This window comes from Burkholderia cepacia complex sp. TUM26381 (assembly GCF_057439935.1).
Genome location: NZ_CM172007.1, coordinates 1,380,440 through 1,398,260, shown reverse-complemented (window position 1 = coordinate 1,398,260; position 17,821 = coordinate 1,380,440). Strand labels below are relative to the sequence as shown.

Here is a 17,821-nt window from a genome sequence, read left to right as displayed (position 1 = left end):
CTTGAATCAATCGATAGTCTTTTGATGTTAGACCCATATCGATGCGATTCCTATACTCGGTTCCACCTGATGCGCGGCCCACGCCGCACACGACGACCGAGACCTTCATGACCATCGACATCCTGCTGACCCAGCCGCTCCCCGACACCATCGACGCCGAACTGTCCGCCCGTTACGCGGTGCACCGGTTGTATGCGGCCGAGCAACCGGACGCGCTGCTCGATCGGGTGGCTTCGCGCATTCGCGGGGTCGTGACCGGCGGTGCGAACGGCCTGTCCGCCGCGCTGATGGACCGGCTGGGCGCACTCGAAATCGTCGCGATCAGCGGCATCGGCACCGATGCGGTCGATCTCGACCGCGCCCGGTCGCGCGGCATCCACGTGACGACGACGCCCGACGTGCTGACCGACGACGTTGCCGACATGGCGCTGGGGCTGATCCTGATGACGTTGCGCGACCTCGGCGCCGGCGAGCGGATCGTGCGTGCCGGCCGCTGGGGCAAGGCAGCCCAGCCGCTCGCGACGCAAGTCACGGGCAAGCGGCTCGGCATCATCGGGCTGGGCCGCGTCGGGCGCTCGATCGCGCAGCGTGCGCAGGCGTTCCGGATGCCCGTCAGCTACTTCGGGCCGCGCGAGCATCGCGACAGCGGCTATCGCTACGTGCCCGACCTCACCGCACTCGCGCGCGACAGCGACGTGCTCGTGATCGCGGCATCGGCCGATCACGGCAACGTGCTCGTGACGGCCGACGTCCTCGCCGCACTCGGCTCCCAAGGATTCCTGATCAATGTCGCGCGCGGCAAGCTGGTCGACGAAGCCGCGCTCATACGCGCACTTGCCGACGGCACGATTGCCGGCGCCGGACTCGACGTCTTCGCGAACGAACCGCACGTGCCGGCCGCGCTGCTTGAACTCGACCGCGTCGTCGTTCAACCGCACCGCGCGAGCGCCACGCATGAAACGCGCGAAGAGATGGGCCGGATCGTGCTCGCCAACCTCGCCGCGTGCTTCGCTGGCCAGCGCCCGCCGACCAGCGTCACCGGCTGACCGCCGCGCGGCCGCACGGCCGGCATCCCCGTTACGACAACCGATGCTTCCGCGCGACGGAGGCCAGGAGACACGCATGTCCAATCGATCCAGCGGCGCCGCCCTCGCCGCGTCGCCCGCCGCCTCGCGCACGATCGGCCGCGTCCGCTATGCGGTCCTCGCGCTGATTTTCGCGGTCACCGTCATCAACTATGCAGACCGCGCGACGATGTCGATCGCCGGCACCGGCGTCGCACACGACCTCGGGCTGACACCCGTGCAGCTCGGCATCGTCTTCTCGGCGTTCGCATGGGCTTATGCGATCGGCCAGATTCCGGGCGGCTGGCTGCTCGACCGCTTCGGCGCGCGGCGCGTGTACGGCCTGAGCCTGCTGCTGTGGTCGGTATTCACGATGCTGCAGGGCACGGTTGGCGGGTTCGCCGTGCAGGGCGCAGCCGCGACGCTCGCGCTGTTCGTCATGCGCTTCATGCTCGGCCTCGTCGAATCGCCCGCCTTCCCGGCCAATTCGCGGATCGTCGCGTGCTGGTTTCCGACCGCCGAGCGCGGCACCGCGTCGGCACTGTTCAATTCCGCTCAGTACATGGCCGTCGTGCTGTTCACGCCCGCGATGGCCTGGCTCACGCATGCGCTCGGCTGGGAGCACGTGTTCCTGTGGATGGGGCTGCTCGGCATCGCGCTCGCCGCGCTGTGGTTCGCCTGGTATCGCGAGCCGCACGGCCACCCGCGCGTCACCGATGCGGAGCGCGACTACCTGCGCGCACACGGCGCGCTCGTCGATCTCGAGGCGAACCGCGTGCGCCAACGGCCGCGCGTGTCGTGGCACGACGTGTCGCAACTGTTCCGCCACCGGAACCTGTGGGCGATCTATATCGGCCAGTACTGCATCACGGCGCTCACCTACTTCTTCATCACGTGGTTCCCGATCTACCTGATCAAGGGGCGCGGGATGACGATCATGGAAGCCGGCTGGGTCGCCGCGCTGCCGGCGATCTGCGGGTTCACGGGCGGCGTGCTCGGTGGCGTGCTGTCGGACTGGCTGATCCGGCGCGGCATGCATCCGTCGAAGGCGCGCAAGACGCCGTTCGTCGCGGGCATGGCGATGGCGACGCTGCTCGTGCTCGCGAACGGCGCCTCGTCGAACGCGGTCGTGATCGCACTGATGACGATCGCGTTCTTCGGCAAGGGGCTCGCGGCGGTCGGCTGGGCCGTGCTCGCCGACACGGCGCCGGAAGGCATGGTCGGATTGAGCGGCGGCGTGTTCAACGGTCTCGGCAACATCGCCGGCATCGTCACGCCGCTCGTGATCGGCTACTTCGTGGCCAGCACGGGTTCGTTCGCCGGTGCGTTGTGGTTCGTCGCCGCGCACGGGCTGATCGGCATTGCCGCGTATGCATGGCTCGCCGGCCGCTTCGAGCGGATTCGCATCGTGCCGGCCGCATGAACGCCGCGGCGGCGCGAAGGCGCGCCGTCACGCGCGCTTGCGGCCGCCCGGTGTCTGCTCGATCGTCAGCCGGTCGAGTTCGCGCAGGTCGTGTTCCAGCGCAGGCGTGAGCGTCGTGCGCAGGTGGTCGAGGAACGTGCGGATCTTCGCATCGAGATAGCGACGCGTCGCATAGACGGCATACACGCTCACCGTCTGCAGCCGGTACTCGGGCAGCACGCGGATCAGCCGCCCTTCGCGGATGTCGTCGAGCACCGTGTACAGCGCGACGCACGCGATCCCGCGCCCGGCACGCACCGCGACGCACAGCGCGTCCGGCACGTTGACCTGGAACGGCGCCGGCTGCAGTTCGTAGACGGTTTCCTCGCCGTCGCTGCGCTCGAGCCGCCATTCGCTGGCCGGCGAGGCAGGCGTGTCCAGACGCAGGCACACGTGGTTCGGCAATTCGTCGGGCGTCTGCGGCGTGCCGTGCCGCGCCAGGTATTCGCGCGACGCGACGAGCACGCTGCAGCTCGTGCCGCAGGTCTGCGCGACGTAACCCGAATCGGGCAGTTGCGACGCCGTCACGATCGACACGTCGTAGCCCTCCTCGACGAGATTCGGCATCCGCTGCGCGAGCGTCAGCTCGACCGACACGTCGGGGTTGTCCTCCTGGTAGCGGACGATCGACGACACGACGTGACTCTGCCCGAGCCCCGTCATCGCATGGAGTCGCATCTTCCCGCTCGGCCGGAGCAACGCGTTGCGCGCCTCCGCGTTCGCGTAGTCGATTTCCGCGAGGATCGATTTCGCGCGCTCGAAATAGCGCTCGCCGCTTTCGGTCAGGCCGAGGTGGCGCGTCGTGCGATGCAGCAGGCGCGTCTGTACGTGCGCTTCGAGGTTCGAGACCGCGCGCGACACCTGCGCGGTGGTCGCGTCGATTTCCTTCGCGACCGCAGTAAAACTGCCGGCTTCGACAACGCGCACGAACAGGCGCATGTTTTCGAGCATGTCCATTGGATTGGCTTGGGGAGAGTCGGTGGGGAGGCGTCGGCGGCGCTCGCGTCAGGTGGGGAACGGAACGCAGCCGCGAACCACGTCGAATCGATCACCGAGCCGGGGGACAGGCAGGAGAGCGGACATCGCGGACGTGGTTCTGGCATGACGGGGGATTCAGTGGCCCGAATTGTACGCCGCTGCAGACAATTTTGCGCGCGTGCCCGGCCTCCAGGCTTTCATCCGATGAAAGGTTCTGGAAAGACTCGCGCGTCGTGCGCATGCAACGCGTTGATGCGATGCGACAATTTGTATCACAACACGATATAATCGCGTTTTCGTCGCCGCACGCCCCGCGCCGTCATTTTTACCGCTTACCCGTCCATGTCGTCAGGCTCCTCTCCATCGCGCCGCACGTTGCAGCAATGGCTGCACAGCTTCATTCCCCATCCGATGTCGCTTGGCTGGCGCGAACGCCTGCGCTCGTGCACGGGCGCGCTCGTCGGGATCGCGACGGTCGGCGTCACGATGCGGCTGCTGCCCGGCGTGCCGGGCCTCGTGCCGCTTCTCGTCGCGCCAATGGGGGCCTCGGCCGTGCTGCTGTTCGCGGTGCCGGCGAGCCCGCTCGCACAGCCGTGGTCGATCATCGGCGGCAATCTCGTCGCGGCGACGGTCGGCGTGGCCTGCGCGCAATGGATCGCCGATCCGATCACGGCCGCCGCGGTCGCGATCGCGTGCGCGATCGGCGGCATGTTCGTGCTGCGCTGCGTGCACCCGCCATCGGGCGCCGTCGCGCTCACGGCCGTGGTCGGCGGCCCGGCGATCCATTCGCTCGGCTTCAGTTTCGTGCTGGAGCCGATCGCGCTGCAATCGGCGATCCTGCTGTCGGCCGCGCTCGCGTATCACGCACTGACCGGGCACCGCTACCCGCACGGCGGCGTGCGCCCCGAAGCGAAGCCGCAGGCGGGCGGCGCGGCACCGGCGCGCGGCGGCTTCACGCGCAGCGACCTCGACGCAGTACTGAAGCGCCGCAGCGAATGGCTCGACGTCGATCCGGACGATCTCGAATCGCTGCTGCGCGAAACCGAGATGCAGGCGTATACGCGCACCTTCGGCCAACTCACGTGCGCCGACCTGATGACGAAGAATGCGATCGAGGTCGCGCCGTCGACCTCGGTAACGGCCGCGCTGACGCTGCTCGACCGCCACCGCGTGAAGGCGCTGCCGGTGGTCGACGGCGAAGGCCGCCTGGCCGGCATCGTCACGCGCGCCGACCTCACGCGCCAGCTGCGCCGTCCGACTCCGCTGTGGCAACGCCTGTCCGCGCGGCTGCCGCAGTCGCTCGGCGGTCAGCCCGCGAGCGTCGCCACCGTGATGACGCGCGACGTCGCGTGCGTGCCGGAAACGATGCCGATCACCGCGCTCGTGCCGCTGTTCACGCATTCGGGCCACCACCACATTCCGGTCGTCGATGCGTCGCGCCGGCTCGTCGGGATCATTACGCAGACGGATCTCGTGACGGGGCTTTATCGGCAGACCCAAATGCTCGAGGCCGCGTAACGTGCGTCATGCACCGTAACGGCTGACACAACGCGGAATGCACTCATTCCGCCCAAGCTCGGCCATTTATATCATGTTGTGATATATTTTGCGCTACCGAAACAGACTGACCGACCGACCCCGATGAACGATACCCGACGCGCGCTGGCGAAAAGCGATTTCCAGCAATTGTCCGAGTTCCGCTACCAGATGCGCTGCTTCGAGCGCTTCTCCGAACGCGCCGCGCAAAGCGAAGGCGTGACGCCGCTGCAATACCTGCTGCTGCTGCACATCAAGGGCTATCCGCATCGCGAATGGGCAACCATCGGCGAAATCGCGGAACGCCTGCAGGCGCAGCACCACGGCGTCGTCGCGCTGGTCACGCGCTGCGAAGCGCTCGGGCTCGTGAAGCGCAAACCGAGCGAAGCCGATCGCCGCCAGGTCGAGGTCCACCTCGAGCAAGCCGGCGAAACGCTGCTCGCCCGCCTCGCAGCCATGCATCGCGCCGAGCTGAAGTCGCTCAAGGACGCGTTCCAGGTTCCCCAGATCGATTACTGACCCTTGCTCTTTCCACTCCGATGAACGCACCACACAAACGCGATTTTTCGACCAACGAACGCCTGCCCAGGATCGCGTTGCTTGCCGCCGGGATCGGCCTGCTCAGCACGCTCGCCGCGTTCGTGCTGTTGAGCCTGATCCACCTGTTCACGAACCTGTTCTTCTTCCAGCAGTTCTCGTTCGCCGACCGCTCTCCGGCAAACAACACGCTCGGCGCATGGGTGATCGTGATTCCGGTGATCGGCGGGCTGATCGTCGGGTTGATGGCGCGCTTCGGCTCGGAGAAGATCCGCGGCCACGGCATTCCCGAAGCGATCGAGGCGATCCTGTTCGGCAAGAGCCGCATGTCGCCGAAGGTCGCGATCCTCAAGCCGCTGTCGTCCGGCGTCGTGATCGGCAGCGGCGGCCCGTTCGGCGCCGAAGGCCCGATCATCATGACGGGCGGCGCGCTCGGCTCGCTGATCGCGCAATGCGTGCACGTGACCGCCGCCGAGCGCAAGACGCTGCTCGTCGCCGGTGCGGCCGCCGGCATGACGGCCGTGTTCGGCACACCGGTCGCCGCGGTGCTGCTCGCGGTCGAGCTGCTGCTGTTCGAATGGCGTCCGCGCAGTTTCCTGCCGGTCGCGCTTGCCTGTGCGGTGGCCGGGTTCGCACGCGCGGTGTTCTTCGGCGTCGATCCGCTGTTTCCGCTGACGACGGCCGCGCCGACGCCGGTCGCGCTGCTGTCGTGCATCGTCGCGGGCCTGCTGTCGGGCATGCTCGCATGCGGCCTGTCGGCAGCGCTCTACCGCGTCGAGGACACCTTCGCGAAGCTGCCCGTGCACTGGATGTGGTGGCCTGCGCTCGGCGCGATCGTGATCGGCATCGGCGGCTGGCTCGAGCCGCGCGCGCTCGGCGTCGGCTACGACGTGATCGGCGACCTGCTGCATCAGCACATCGCATTGAAGATCGCGCTCGCGCTGCTGATCGTGAAGGCCGTGATGTGGGTGATCGCGCTCGGTTCGGGCACGTCGGGCGGTGTGCTCGCCCCGTTGCTGATGCTCGGCGCCGGCCTCGGCACCGTGCTGTCGCCGATGCTGCCTGGCGGCGATCCGGCGCTCTGGCCGCTCGTGTGCATGGCCGCGACGCTCGGCGCGACGCTCGGCGCCCCGCTCACCGCGATCGTGTTCGCATTCGGCCTCACGCACGACGCCAACGCGCTGTTGCCGCTGCTCGCGGCGACGCTCGTCGCGCACGGCTTCGCGACCGTCGTGATGAAGCGTTCGATCATGACGGAGAAAATCGCCCGCCGCGGCTATCACATCTATCGCGAATACGGCGTCGATCCGCTCGAGCGTCATGACATCGGCGAAGTGATGACGTCGGCCGACGTGCTCGTCGCGATCGACGGCGCCGCGACGCTCGATACCGTCGAGTCGCAGTACTTCGGCGCGAAGCAGACGCATCGCGCGTACCCGGTCGTGCAGAACGGCCGCCTGCTCGGTCTCGTCGATCGCGCGACGCTCGATGCGCAGCGCGCGCAGGCAGGCGCCGACGCGCCGATCTCCGGCGCATTCGCCAACCGCGCGCCGTCCGTCGCACTCGCACACGAAACGTGCCGCGTCGTCGCATCGCGCCTCGCGATGCTGGGCCTCGAACGCCTGCCGGTCGTCGACAACGAGCAATCGCTGCGCATCACCGGCATCGTGTCGCGCAGCGACCTGATCAAGCCCGCACTCCAGCACTTCGACGACGAACACAAGCGCGAGCGCTTCCGCCCGATCGTCCCGGCCAACCTGCGCGACGCAGGCACCCGCAAGGCCGGCTGACGCCACCCGCGTGCGCGGCACCCCGGCCGCGCACCGCTTGCTCATCCCGCCCCACCTCGCTGCACGATGCGGCGCGCCCGTCGCGCGCCGCATCGCATGCGGTCGCGTCCCGTGTTTAAAGTTGGTTAACAATTCGACCGACGAAAGTTTGTCATCATGGCTGCCATGCGACGGGGCCATCAATCAGCCATTCCACTTCGCCATCAAATAAAGAGCCGCGGCACGGCATGCACACCCGTGCCGTTTGCCGCGGCCGTCACGACACCACACGACCGGGCAGCGCGCCGACCGAGCAACGCATGACGTCGAGCCGCATACGACGCATGCCGCATCGCAGCAACGCTGCACAGCACCTGAGCCGCCATTTGGCAAGCGCGTTAACAACTTGTTTCGGAATAGCCGGAACCGTGCGTGCCCGATGCAATCTCACTAGCACGCAGTACTGCTGCGCATCCCACTCAATCAATCACGACTCGAGGGAGATAACGTGAACGCGAAATACTTACCGCTCATCGCATTGACCGTGGCATTTTCTGCTCACGCAGCCGATTCTGCCCTGCAGAACGTGGGACAAAGCCAAAAGCCCGCCGACCAGGTAGCGCAGTGCATCGCCAAGACGTGGGCCGACAAGTCGCAACAACAGGTGACGTCGCAGTACGAACTGGCGAACGGCCTCGCAATGGCCGTCTATGCGCCGGGCCAGCAGCCGCCTAACGGCGCTGCCGCCGTGGTGCGCCCGGCCAATGCCGGCAACGCGAAGACCTGGGTCGGTTTCCGCGGCGGCGATGCCTCGTCGGCCGGCGACATCAACGCCTGCCTGTAACGAGAACAGGCGCTCCGGATGGCCTTGCGCCATCCGCTTGTGACAAGCCCCGCTTCGGCGGGGCTTTTCTTTTGCTGCCGCCTGCGCTTACAGGTAGCTGCAGACGTAATCGAGCGTCTCGAGCACTTCGATGTCGAAGCGGCTCTTGCCCGGCACCGAGAACGACTCGCCGGCGCCGTAGGTCTGCCATTCGCTGCTGCCGTCGAGCTTCACGCGGCACTTGCCGGCCTGCACTTCCATCAATTCGGGAGCGTCCGTGCCGAAGTTGAGCGCGCACGGCAGGATCACGCCGAGCGTCTTGCGCGTGCCGTCCGGGAAGAGCACGGTATGCGAAACGCACTTGCCGTCGAAATAGACGTTCGCGCGCTTGACGACCGATACGTTGTCGAATTGGGTTGCACTGGTCATGTGATGCCTCTGATTGCTGGATGCCGGATGGCGATAGTTGTCGGCGGCCGGCCGGAGCGGCTGGCCGGCCGATATCATACCGGCTCGCGCGACGCGTGCCGGAATGGCACGCCGCCGGCCGCGTGCCGAGCGCCAAACAATCAGGATGACTATGCGATCGCCGGCGAGCGGCGGCTCAGCGCAATCCCTTGCGGCGCGCGGAATCGCGCAGGCAGTCGAGCAGCATCGCCGCGGCCGGCGTCAGCGGGCTGTCGCGGCGCGTGACGACCTGCACCGAGACACCCGGCAGGCGCTCGCGGATCGGCAGCACCGCGAGCTGGTCGCGCGCCCACTCGCCCTGCAGCAATTGCTCGGGCATCGATGCGATCAGGTCGCAACCGGTCATCAGGCTGTGCGCGAGCCCGAAGCTCGGGCATTCGACGACACGCGCCGGCACCGGCAGCCCGTACGCAACGAATGAATTGAACAGCACCTGGGTGGAGCTTTCCGGCGACGGATTCATCAGCCAGTCGGCGTCGACGAGATCGGCGAGCGACGTGGCCGACGCGAGCGGATGCCCCTTGCGCGCGACGATCAGCGAGCGGCTCGCATAAAGCTCCGCGTGATCGAACTCGGCTGCCAGCAGCTCGGGCACGACGACCGCCACCGCGAAATCGAGCGAGCCGTCGTGCAGGCGCGGCAGCGCGACGCCCGGAAACCCTTCGATCAGGTTGACGCGCGCCACCGGGAAGCGGCGCCGGAACGCACGGAACGCGTCGGGCAGGATCGTCACCGCTGCCGCCGGCGTGATCGCCCGGAACCCGTCATCGCGCCCTGCGCCTGCTCGATATCGTCGCGGGCGCGCTGCATTTCGGCGACGATCAGCCGCGCGCGCACCTGCAATTGCTGGCCGAACGCAGTGAGCTGCACGCCGCGCGCGGTGCGCACGACGAGCGATACGCCGAGCGCGATCTCCAGCTCCTTGACCGCCTTCGTCAACGCCGCCGGCGACACGTTCAGGCGCCGCGCGGCCGCGCGGATGCTCCCTTCTTCGGCAACGGTGACGAACGCTTTCAGCTGATGGTATTTCATGGCGGCAACGCGTGATCCGTGGAAACCCTGTGCGTCGCGACGTGTGCCGCCTCAGGGTCTTCCCGAGCGGCAACCGATGGTGTGCACCAAAGCAATTTATCAGCTTCTGGTACGCAAAAGAAATTTATATGCTTGCTCGTCATAGGTGCGTCAAACGCCCCATCGACCCCACAGGAGACACCATGCCGCAAGCCGTGAACCCCGTCATCCCCGGTATCGCCGCGATCGCCCCCGAGCTGGTCGAGGTGCGCCGCCGCATCCACGCTCATCCCGAGCTTGCGTTCGAAGAGACGCTCACCAGCGATCTCGTCGCCGAGCTGCTCGCCGGCTGGGGTTACGAAGTGCATCGCGGCATCGGCAAGACGGGTGTCGTCGGCGTGCTGCGCGAAGGGCAAGGCACGCGCACGGTCGGCCTGCGCGCCGACATGGACGCGTTGCCGCTCGCGGAAGCCACGGGCCTGCCGTACGCGAGCCGCCATGCGAACAAGATGCATGCATGCGGTCACGACGGCCACACCGCGATGCTGCTGTGCGCGGCGCGCCACCTCGCGGCGACGCGCCAGTTCTCCGGCACGCTGAACCTGATTTTCCAGCCGGCCGAGGAAAACTTCGGCGGCGCGAAGGCGATGATGGACGACGGCCTGTTCGACCGCTTCCCGTGCGACGCGATCTTCGCGATCCACAACATGCCGGGCCGCGCGGCCGGCGACATGGCGTTCCGCACCGGCGCCGCGATGGCGTCGGCCGACCGCGTGACGATCACGCTGCGCGGCGTCGGCGGTCACGGCGCGATGCCGCATTTCGCGCGCGATCCGATGTCGGCCGCGGGCAGCATCATGGTCGCGCTGCAGACGATCGTCGCGCGCGAGGTCGATGCACAGCATGCGGCCGTGATCACGGTCGGCAGCGTGCAGGCCGGCGAGACGTTCAACATCATTCCCGAAACCGTCGTGATGAAGCTGTCGGTGCGCGCGCTGAACGCCGACGTGCGCGCGCTGCTCGCACGCCGCATCGAAGCACTCGCGAAAGGCCAGGCGGAAAGCTTCGGCATCACCGCGGAAGTCGACTACGACTACGGCTACCCGGTGCTCGTCAATCACGCGGAACCGACCGCATTCGCGGCCGACATCGCGCGCCAGATGCTCGGCGCCGACCGTGTCGAAACCGACGCCGCGCCGCTGATGGGCAGCGAGGATTTCGCGTTCATGCTCGAAGCGCGCCCCGGCTGCTACGCGTTCATCGGCAACGGGATCGGCAGCAAGGGCGGCTGCATGGTGCACAACCCCGGCTACGACTTCAACGACGACATTCTCGCGATCGGCGCGAGCTACTGGGTTCGCGTCGCCGAAGCCTGGCTCGCGGCCTGACGGCCCTTCACCACGCAGTTTCGCGCTTACCGGGGGAACCCCATGGAAACGTCCGCCCTTCCGTTCACCGGCACGCCGGTCGATGCCCGCGCCGCCGCCAAGAAACGCCGGCTGATTGCGGCCGCCGCCGTCGGCAACGCGCTCGAGTTCTACGACTTCACGGTCTACAGCTTCTTCGCGATCCTGATCGGCAAGCTGTTCTTTCCCGTGCATTCGTCGTTCGGGCAGCTGATGCTCGCGGTCGCGAGCTTCGGCGTCGGCTTCGTCACGCGTCCGCTCGGCGGGCTCGTGATCGGCATGTATGCCGACCGTGCCGGCCGCAAGAAGGCGATGATCCTCACGCTGCTGCTGATGGCGCTCGGCACGGCAGCGATCGCGGTCGCGCCGACCTTCGCGCAGATCGGCATTGCCGCACCGATGCTGCTCGTGCTCGCCCGCCTGCTGCAGGGGTTCGCGTCGGGCGGCGAAGTCGGCGCGTCGACGACGCTGCTGCTCGAACAGGCGCCGCAGCACCGTCGCGGCTTCTACGCATCGTTCCAGTTCTCGAGCCAGGGGCTCGCCGCGCTCGCGGGCGCGCTGACCGGCGTCGCGCTGACGTCGACGCTGACTGCCGCACAGCTCGAAAGCTGGGGCTGGCGCGTGCCGTTCATCATCGGCACGCTGTTCGTGCCGATCGGTTACTGGCTGCGCCGCACCGTCGAGGAAGTGCCGGCTACCGCACCGGCGGCCGCGCACGACGAGCCGGTCGCATCGCTGCCGCTCGCCGACGTGCTGCGCCATCACGGCAAGGCCGTGTTCGCGGGGCTCGGCGTAACGATCGGCGGCACGTCGATCCACTACATCATCGTGTTCTACATGGCGATCTACGGCGTGCAGGTGCTGCACCTGCCGACCTGGCTGTCGATGACGGCCGGCTGCGTCGCCGGTGCGATCCTGATGCTCGTGACGCCGATCGGCGGCCACCTCTCCGACGTGTACGGTCGCAACCGGATCGTCTGGTGGACACGCATCGTGCTGATGGTCGCGATCTATCCGGCGTTCATCGCGCTGAATCGCTGGCCGGGTGCCGCATCGCTGCTGTCGATCATCGCCGCGCTGTCGATCGTGCACGCGATCAACATCGGCGCGACGGGCGCGATGCTCGGCGAACTGTTCCCGCGTGCGGTGCGCGCGACCGGCGGCGCGCTCGTGTACAGCGTCGGCGTCGCGATCTTCGGCGGCTTCGCGCAGTTCTTCGTCACGTGGCTGATCGCCGCGACCGGCAATGCGAATGCGCCCGCGTGGTATGCGATCGGCTGCGGCGCGATGACGCTGCTCGCGATTCGCTGCATGGATGAAAAAGCCGGGAAGGCGCTCGACTGAGCGGTGAGCGATGCGGCCGCGCGCCGCAAACGAAAAAAGGCACGGGTGCGACCACCCGTGCCTTTTGCGTATCTGGCGTTGCCCCGCTCAGAACGTATGCATCATCCCCACATACGCACCCGTCTGCGACTCACCTGCGAGCGGGCTCGTGCCCGACGTCGCATCGCGCGGCGTCGCCAGCAGCGAGAAGTTCGAGTTGCCACCGTTGCGCACATACGCCACCGTGCCGTACAGGAACGTGCGCTTCGACAGGTTGTACGTGGTGCCGAGCACGTACATCATCGCGTGGCCCGACGGATCGTGCGACGCATCGCTGCCGCCGTCGCCCACCTTCACGTAATAGCCGCCGGCCGTCACGGCCCATTGCGGATTCGCCGCATAGGTCGCGCCGAGCCAGTAGTGATCGGCGCGATCGGCGACGCCGGCCGGGCTGTCCGGCGCCTGGTAGTGCGTATACGCGCCCTGGATCTTGAACTTCGACACCTTCACGTTCGCCCCGACGAAGTACTCGCGCGACGCCGTGAAGATGTTGCTGAACTTGCCGTTGTTGTCGCGCAGTTCGTCGTACATGCCACGCACGTCGAACACCGGCGAGTGGTACGAGATCATGATCCCGTCCGAGCGGCCGAAATCGTCAGCCGCACCGTAGTTGAAGCCGCGCGACTGGTTGCCGAACGCATACTGCGCCTGCACGTCGAAGCCGCCGATCACCGGGCTGTGGTATTCGATGTTGTTGCTGCTCTGCTGCCAGTTGCGGCCGCGCACGAGCGACGCGGACGAAAACGCCTGCTGCACGAACGGATCGAATTCCCACACGCCGTCGCTGTCGATGAACAGGTTGCGGCCGGCCTGCAGCTGGCCCCACGTGTCGCTCTTCAGCCCGACATACGCGCGCCGCGACCACATGCGCCCGCCGCCCGTCGTGCCGTTCATCACCTGGAACGCGGTTTCCAGGTTGAAGACGGTCGACAGCCCGCCGCCGAGATCCTCGAAGCCCTTCAGGCCGAACATGCTGGTACCCCAGTCGCCGCCTTCCGCGCTCCAGCGCGACTTGCTGCCGTTCGGCGTCGCGATGTGGTTCAGGTATTCGATGCCGCCGTCGATCCGGCCGTACAGCATCACACTCGTCTGTGCAAAAGCAGCCGCCGGTGTGGCAGCCGCGATCAGCCATGCGAAATGTTTAAGTCGCAAAATGATGCCCCCTCGGAGTCTCGACCTTCCCGCGCGCGCCCCATGCGCGCGCCCAGGGTCTGTTTATCCGCGATCGATCGAATATCGACCGGGGCCCGCTGCGCACAGTGCAAGCAGGCCGCCCGCGATCGCGATGTTCTTGTAGAAATGAATCATGTTGTCGATCTGCTCGCCGCCCGTCATCGTCCAGTAGTGGTGACCGATGATGCCGGTGCCGATCGTATAGAGCGCAAGCAGCAGCGCAAGCGGGCGCGTCTGGAAACCAACGAGGATCGCGATCCCGGCGAACAGCTCCATCACGACGGAGATCGCGGCGGAGATGATCGGCGCGGGCGCGCCTTCCGAACCCATGAACGCGATCGTACCGGAAAAGTCGACGATCTTCTTCCAGCCGAACATCACGAACAGGATCACGAGCAGGATCCGGGACAGCAGCAGCAGCACATCGCGCTGGGACGCGAGAAACGGTTGATTCGGTGTCATGGTCTCGATCAACGAAATCGATGCGCGGCCTACGCGCACCGGATTGCCAACGAACCAGGACGGGCGGCCGCCTGCGCCGCCCGCCCCGCTCTGCAACAACCGGCATCGGGCCCGCCCGATGTGCTGTGCGCCTCCTCTGGGTGGTCGCCCTGCTTTGTCGCGCGCCGCATCAGCGCAGCTTCGCGACGTCCTGCTCGGTCACCTTCGCGGCCGGGTTGCCGAACTGCCCGGTCAGGTAGTTCGTCAGCGCGGCGATCTGCGCATCCGACAGCTCGTGGCGGAACGCCGGCATCCCGACGTCCTCGCTGCCGGCCTTGCGCTGCACGCCGTTCAGGATCACCTGCACGAGGTTGGTCGGATTCGGTGCGCCGACCGCCGAGTTGTGGAACAGCGGCGGGTAATAGCCGTCCGGCGTGCCCTTGCCCTGCATCTGGTGGCAGGTCGCGCAGTTGCCGAGGTACAGCCGTGCCGGATCGATGCCCGACGACGCGAGCGCGACGCCACGCAGCTTCAGGCCGTCCTCGGCCGGCTTGCCCCACGACGAGCGCGACTGCTTCGCGTCGCCGCTGGCCACCGCCGGCACCGTGCGGATGTACGTCGAGATCGCGCCGATGTCGGCTTCCGTCATCTTCGAGAAGCTGTGCTCGATCGCCTCGGCCATCGGGCCGGCCGCCTGCGCGAGGCCCGGCACGCTGCCGGTGCGCAGGTACTGGACGAGCTGCTGCTGCGTCCAGCCGCCGATCCCCGCGTTCGGGTCGGACGTGATGTTGTAGCCGTCCCAGCCCGCGAGCACCGAACCCGACAGGAAGCTGCCGCCGGTTTCATCCAGCGACTTCTCCTGCATCGCGATGCCGCGCGGCGTGTGGCACGTGCTGCAGTGCGCGAGGCCCTGCACCAGATACGCACCGCGGTTCCACTCGGCGCTCTGCGCCGGCTTCGGCTGGTACACGCCGTCCTTCAGGAACAGCCAGTTCCAGATCTTCAGCGGCCAGCGCATGCTCAGCAGCGCGGGGATCTCGTTCTTCGGCGGCGCCTGCTTGACCGGTTCGACGCCGTGCATGAAGTACGCGTACAGCGCCTGCACGTCGTCGTCGTTGATCTTCGCGTACGACACGTACGGCATCGCCGGGTACAGGTTGTCGCCGTTCTTCGAGACGCCGTGACGCACCGCGCGCTCGAAGTCGTCGAAGGTCCAGTTGCCGATACCGGTATCGGGATCGGGCGTGATGTTGCTCGTATAGATCTTGCCGAGCATCGGCACCGGCATGCCGAGACCGCCCGCGAACGGCTTGCCGCCCTTCGCGGTGTGGCACGCCATGCAGTCGCCCGCGATCGCGAGGTATTCGCCGCGCTTGACCTGCGCAGGATCGGCCGAATCGGCCGCGCGGACGAGCCCCGGCAGCGCGAGGCAGCCGGCGAGGAGGAAGGTGAGAGTAGATTTCCGCACGGTCAGACTTCCTTCTTCAGCGTGTCCGACATCCGCAGCGCAAGCGCCGCGATCGTCAGCGTCACGTTCACCGTACCGACGGTCGGCATCGTCGAGCTGCTCGAAATGAACAGGTTCGGATGGTCGAACGTGCGGCAGTCCTTGTCGACGACCGAGTCGCGTGCATCCGCGCCCATGATCGTCGCGCCCGTGATGTGGTTGTTCGGCGCGAACTCGTCGTTGAAGACGACTTCGGTGCCGCCGAGCACCTTCGCGGCCGTCGCGTAGACCTCGCGCGTGTGCACGGCGCCGCGCTTCACGTAATCGTCGATCGCATACGTGATCTCGGGGCGCGGGATGCCGACCGCGTCGGTGGCCGTCTTGCTCGGCACGATGCGGTTCTCGGGCTGCGGCAGGATTTCGTGGAAGCAGTCGAACTGCACGTAGCGCGCGGAACGGTCGCGGATCTGCGCGTCGAGCTCCGCGGGCTTCATCAGCTTGCCGCCCTTGAAGATCTTCTGCGTTTCCTGATTGATCCGCGACATGTTCGACAGGTGGATCTTCTTCGCGGCTTCGGTCGCGCGGAACGGGCCGTCGCGGAAACCGATCAGCGACGTCATTTCCTGCGGGCCGCGGCCCGGCCACAGCTTCTCGTTCGCATAGAACGACACGCCAGTGCCCGGATGGTCCATCAGGTTGCGGCCGACCATGTCGGAGCTGTTCGCGACGCCGTTCGGGAAATCGCGGTTCGCGGACATCAGCAGGATCTTCGGCGTCTCGATGCCGTTCGCGGCGATCACGAAGTACTTGCCCTCGACGCGATGGTCGGCGCCCGTCTTGTCCTTGTAGATCGCTGCGACGATGCGCTTGTCCGTCCCGGTCTCCAGCTTGTAGACGACCGCGCTGTCGATCAGCTTCGCGCCGGCCTGCTCGGCCTTCTCGACGTGCACGATGCCGTTGTACATCGCGCCGATCGGGCAGATCGGCATGCAGTTGTTGTTCCCGCAACAGGTGGGCCGGCCGTCGTACGGGCGGCTGTTGCGCGCGACGGGCTCGGTCACCACGTGGAACTTCGGGTCATAGCCGTTGAGCGCGCTCTTGATCGTCTGCTCGTTGAACGACAACGGCAGCGGCGGCATCGGGTACGGCTCCTTGCGCGGCGAGTACAGGTCTTCCTCGGGGCCCGGGCCCCACACGCCGAGTTCTTCCTCGGCGCGCTGGTAGTAATGCTCGATGTCGTCGTACTGGATCGGCCAGTCGCGGCCGACGCCGTACACCGTCTTCATCTTGAAGTCGTTCGGGATGAAGCGCCACGCCGACGCGGCCCAGTGCCACGTCGTGCCGCCCACCGCGCGGATGTACTGCGAGTTGAACTTGTGCTCGCCCTTCAGGATCAGGTAATCGTTCGGCGGGCCGTATTCCGGATGCGGCGCCCATGCGCTCGACGGGTACGGCGCCATGAAATCGGTCTTGTCGACCTGATTGCGAAAGCGCTCGACGATTTCCCAGCGCGGCATGCGCGGGCCGGCTTCCAGCAGGATCACGGACTTCCCGGCCATCGCGAGCTGGTGGGCAACGATCGCGCCTGCGACACCCGATCCGACAACCACGACGTCGGCTTTTTGCGTATCGGTATCGGCCATCAGGCTTGCCTCTCGATCGGTTTTTCGGCCCAGAAGCCGGGTTTGTTGGGGCAATACGAAGGAATCACGAGCGTATCGGATACGACGCTGAACATTAATGCTTCTTCGTAGGTAATCACGACGTTATCGACAATGCCGAGATACCACGCTTCAAGAATCTTCAGCGCGAGTGCTTCCTGATCGGGATTCAGCGAACCGGACGCGAGTGCGCCGGCGAGTTGCGGCAGGCTGTCGGCCGTCTTGAACGAGCCCTTCTGCAAGGCCTGCAGGAAGCGTTCGCCGAGCACGCGGCTCAGCCCCTTCTTGCCGGTCAATGCTTCGGAGAGCGTCATGAACGTATCGAGCGGCGCAGTGCCGGGATCGTCAGCCAGGGCCTGCAACGCCAGCGAGCCGGTGAGGCCCGCCGCCGTCAGCGCCAGTGCGCCCTACAGCCATTGACGCCGCGTGATGCCGCTTGCGGCTGCGTCGCTTTCACGACGCGAGTGGGGAGTGTTGTCGTTGTGCATGTTTCCTTCTCTCGAACACCGGATTCGGGAAAACCACGCTTGATATTTCTCAAACATTGGCGCGGACCTGAAATGTACGCGCACAAATCGGATCGAACAATCTTTTTATAGTCCATTAAATGTTCCGCAATCCGAGACAATCGACATTTCGCTGCATTTTTGTGTCGTTGACGC

Annotated in this window: 15 protein-coding genes and 1 pseudogene; 8 read left to right on the top strand and 8 right to left on the bottom strand. The window is 66.7% G+C overall.

Translation table 11 applies throughout. From position 1 onward, the window contains the following. Nucleotides 1–107 precede the first annotated feature (107 nt). On the top strand, nucleotides 108–1,046 hold the full coding sequence (locus ACWMMN_RS23020; protein ID WP_486423993.1) for a 2-hydroxyacid dehydrogenase: 939 nt from the start codon (nucleotides 108–110) through the stop codon (nucleotides 1,044–1,046). 76 nt (nucleotides 1,047–1,122) lie between these two features. Continuing rightward, a complete protein-coding gene (locus ACWMMN_RS23015; protein ID WP_059240335.1) occupies nucleotides 1,123–2,487 on the top strand; it encodes an MFS transporter in 1,365 nt (454 codons plus the stop codon). A gap of 27 nt (nucleotides 2,488–2,514) precedes the next feature. Here ACWMMN_RS23015 and ACWMMN_RS23010 read toward each other — a convergent pair whose 3' ends face one another. Next, nucleotides 2,515–3,483 carry a LysR family transcriptional regulator gene (locus ACWMMN_RS23010; RefSeq protein ID WP_059240333.1) on the bottom strand — a complete coding sequence of 323 codons (969 nt, stop codon included), beginning with the start codon at nucleotides 3,481–3,483 and terminating at the stop codon, nucleotides 2,515–2,517. 363 nt (nucleotides 3,484–3,846) lie between these two features. Here ACWMMN_RS23010 and ACWMMN_RS23005 point away from each other — a divergent pair, with 363 nt between their 5' ends. From ACWMMN_RS23005 to ACWMMN_RS22990, 4 genes are all read left to right on the top strand, one after another. Beyond that, nucleotides 3,847–5,022 (top strand): HPP family protein, encoded by a 1,176-nt coding sequence (locus tag ACWMMN_RS23005; protein ID WP_059240331.1) that lies wholly within the window; start codon nucleotides 3,847–3,849, stop codon nucleotides 5,020–5,022. 123 nt (nucleotides 5,023–5,145) lie between these two features. Continuing rightward, nucleotides 5,146–5,559, top strand: coding sequence for a MarR family winged helix-turn-helix transcriptional regulator (locus ACWMMN_RS23000; protein WP_059240329.1), 414 nt, complete (start codon nucleotides 5,146–5,148; stop codon nucleotides 5,557–5,559). A 20-nt stretch (nucleotides 5,560–5,579) separates the two neighbouring features. Next, entirely contained in the window at nucleotides 5,580–7,367 is a 1,788-nt protein-coding gene (locus ACWMMN_RS22995; protein WP_059240327.1) for a chloride channel protein, read from the top strand. A 487-nt stretch (nucleotides 7,368–7,854) separates the two neighbouring features. Beyond that, nucleotides 7,855–8,190, top strand: coding sequence for a hypothetical protein (locus ACWMMN_RS22990; RefSeq protein ID WP_059240325.1), 336 nt, complete (start codon nucleotides 7,855–7,857; stop codon nucleotides 8,188–8,190). Between the two features lie 87 nt (nucleotides 8,191–8,277). Here the strand turns inward: ACWMMN_RS22990 and ppnP are convergent, their stop codons facing one another. Next, entirely contained in the window at nucleotides 8,278–8,598 is a 321-nt protein-coding gene (ppnP, locus tag ACWMMN_RS22985; protein ID WP_006478890.1) for a pyrimidine/purine nucleoside phosphorylase, read from the bottom strand. A gap of 175 nt (nucleotides 8,599–8,773) precedes the next feature. Next, nucleotides 8,774–9,669 (bottom strand): annotated as a pseudogene (locus ACWMMN_RS22980) (LysR substrate-binding domain-containing protein). 182 nt (nucleotides 9,670–9,851) lie between these two features. Between ACWMMN_RS22980 and ACWMMN_RS22975 the strand changes: the two are divergent. Continuing rightward, complete coding sequence (locus tag ACWMMN_RS22975; RefSeq protein WP_059240321.1) at nucleotides 9,852–11,036, top strand: M20 aminoacylase family protein; 1,185 nt, start codon at nucleotides 9,852–9,854, stop codon at nucleotides 11,034–11,036. Nucleotides 11,037–11,078: 42 nt separating this feature from the next. Further along, nucleotides 11,079–12,398: an MFS transporter gene (locus ACWMMN_RS22970; RefSeq protein ID WP_059240319.1), complete on the top strand. Its 1,320-nt coding sequence runs from the start codon at nucleotides 11,079–11,081 to the stop codon at nucleotides 12,396–12,398. A gap of 87 nt (nucleotides 12,399–12,485) precedes the next feature. Here ACWMMN_RS22970 and ACWMMN_RS22965 read toward each other — a convergent pair whose 3' ends face one another. From ACWMMN_RS22965 to ACWMMN_RS22945, 5 genes are all read right to left on the bottom strand, one after another. Further along, nucleotides 12,486–13,589, bottom strand: coding sequence for a porin (locus tag ACWMMN_RS22965; RefSeq protein WP_059240317.1), 1,104 nt, complete (start codon nucleotides 13,587–13,589; stop codon nucleotides 12,486–12,488). A 63-nt stretch (nucleotides 13,590–13,652) separates the two neighbouring features. Continuing rightward, complete coding sequence (locus ACWMMN_RS22960) at nucleotides 13,653–14,072, bottom strand: DoxX family protein (protein ID WP_059240972.1); 420 nt, start codon at nucleotides 14,070–14,072, stop codon at nucleotides 13,653–13,655. Nucleotides 14,073–14,241: 169 nt separating this feature from the next. Then, nucleotides 14,242–15,519, bottom strand: coding sequence for a cytochrome c (locus ACWMMN_RS22955; protein WP_059240315.1), 1,278 nt, complete (start codon nucleotides 15,517–15,519; stop codon nucleotides 14,242–14,244). A 2-nt stretch (nucleotides 15,520–15,521) separates the two neighbouring features. Continuing rightward, nucleotides 15,522–17,141, bottom strand: coding sequence for a GMC family oxidoreductase (locus tag ACWMMN_RS22950; RefSeq protein ID WP_486423992.1), 1,620 nt, complete (start codon nucleotides 17,139–17,141; stop codon nucleotides 15,522–15,524). Then, on the bottom strand, nucleotides 17,141–17,560 hold the full coding sequence (locus tag ACWMMN_RS22945) for a sugar dehydrogenase complex small subunit (protein ID WP_486424092.1): 420 nt from the start codon (nucleotides 17,558–17,560) through the stop codon (nucleotides 17,141–17,143). Before ACWMMN_RS22945 ends, ACWMMN_RS22950 begins: the two co-directional genes overlap by 1 nt. Nucleotides 17,561–17,821: the final 261 nt, after the last annotated feature.

What these genes read in the sequence shown, in the direction of transcription:
- ACWMMN_RS23020 (WP_486423993.1), top strand. Translation starts at nt 108, where the DNA reads ATGACCATCGACATCCTGCTGACCCAGCCGCTCCCCGACACCATCGAC.
- ACWMMN_RS23015 (WP_059240335.1), top strand. Translation starts at nt 1,123, where the DNA reads ATGTCCAATCGATCCAGCGGCGCCGCCCTCGCCGCGTCGCCCGCCGCC.
- ACWMMN_RS23010 (WP_059240333.1), bottom strand. Translation starts at nt 3,483, where the DNA reads ATGGACATGCTCGAAAACATGCGCCTGTTCGTGCGCGTTGTCGAAGCC.
- ACWMMN_RS23005 (WP_059240331.1), top strand. Translation starts at nt 3,847, where the DNA reads ATGTCGTCAGGCTCCTCTCCATCGCGCCGCACGTTGCAGCAATGGCTG.
- ACWMMN_RS23000 (WP_059240329.1), top strand. Translation starts at nt 5,146, where the DNA reads ATGAACGATACCCGACGCGCGCTGGCGAAAAGCGATTTCCAGCAATTG.
- ACWMMN_RS22995 (WP_059240327.1), top strand. Translation starts at nt 5,580, where the DNA reads ATGAACGCACCACACAAACGCGATTTTTCGACCAACGAACGCCTGCCC.
- ppnP (WP_006478890.1), bottom strand. Translation starts at nt 8,598, where the DNA reads ATGACCAGTGCAACCCAATTCGACAACGTATCGGTCGTCAAGCGCGCG.
- ACWMMN_RS22975 (WP_059240321.1), top strand. Translation starts at nt 9,852, where the DNA reads ATGCCGCAAGCCGTGAACCCCGTCATCCCCGGTATCGCCGCGATCGCC.
- ACWMMN_RS22970 (WP_059240319.1), top strand. Translation starts at nt 11,079, where the DNA reads ATGGAAACGTCCGCCCTTCCGTTCACCGGCACGCCGGTCGATGCCCGC.
- ACWMMN_RS22960 (WP_059240972.1), bottom strand. Translation starts at nt 14,072, where the DNA reads ATGACACCGAATCAACCGTTTCTCGCGTCCCAGCGCGATGTGCTGCTG.
- ACWMMN_RS22950 (WP_486423992.1), bottom strand. Translation starts at nt 17,141, where the DNA reads ATGGCCGATACCGATACGCAAAAAGCCGACGTCGTGGTTGTCGGATCG.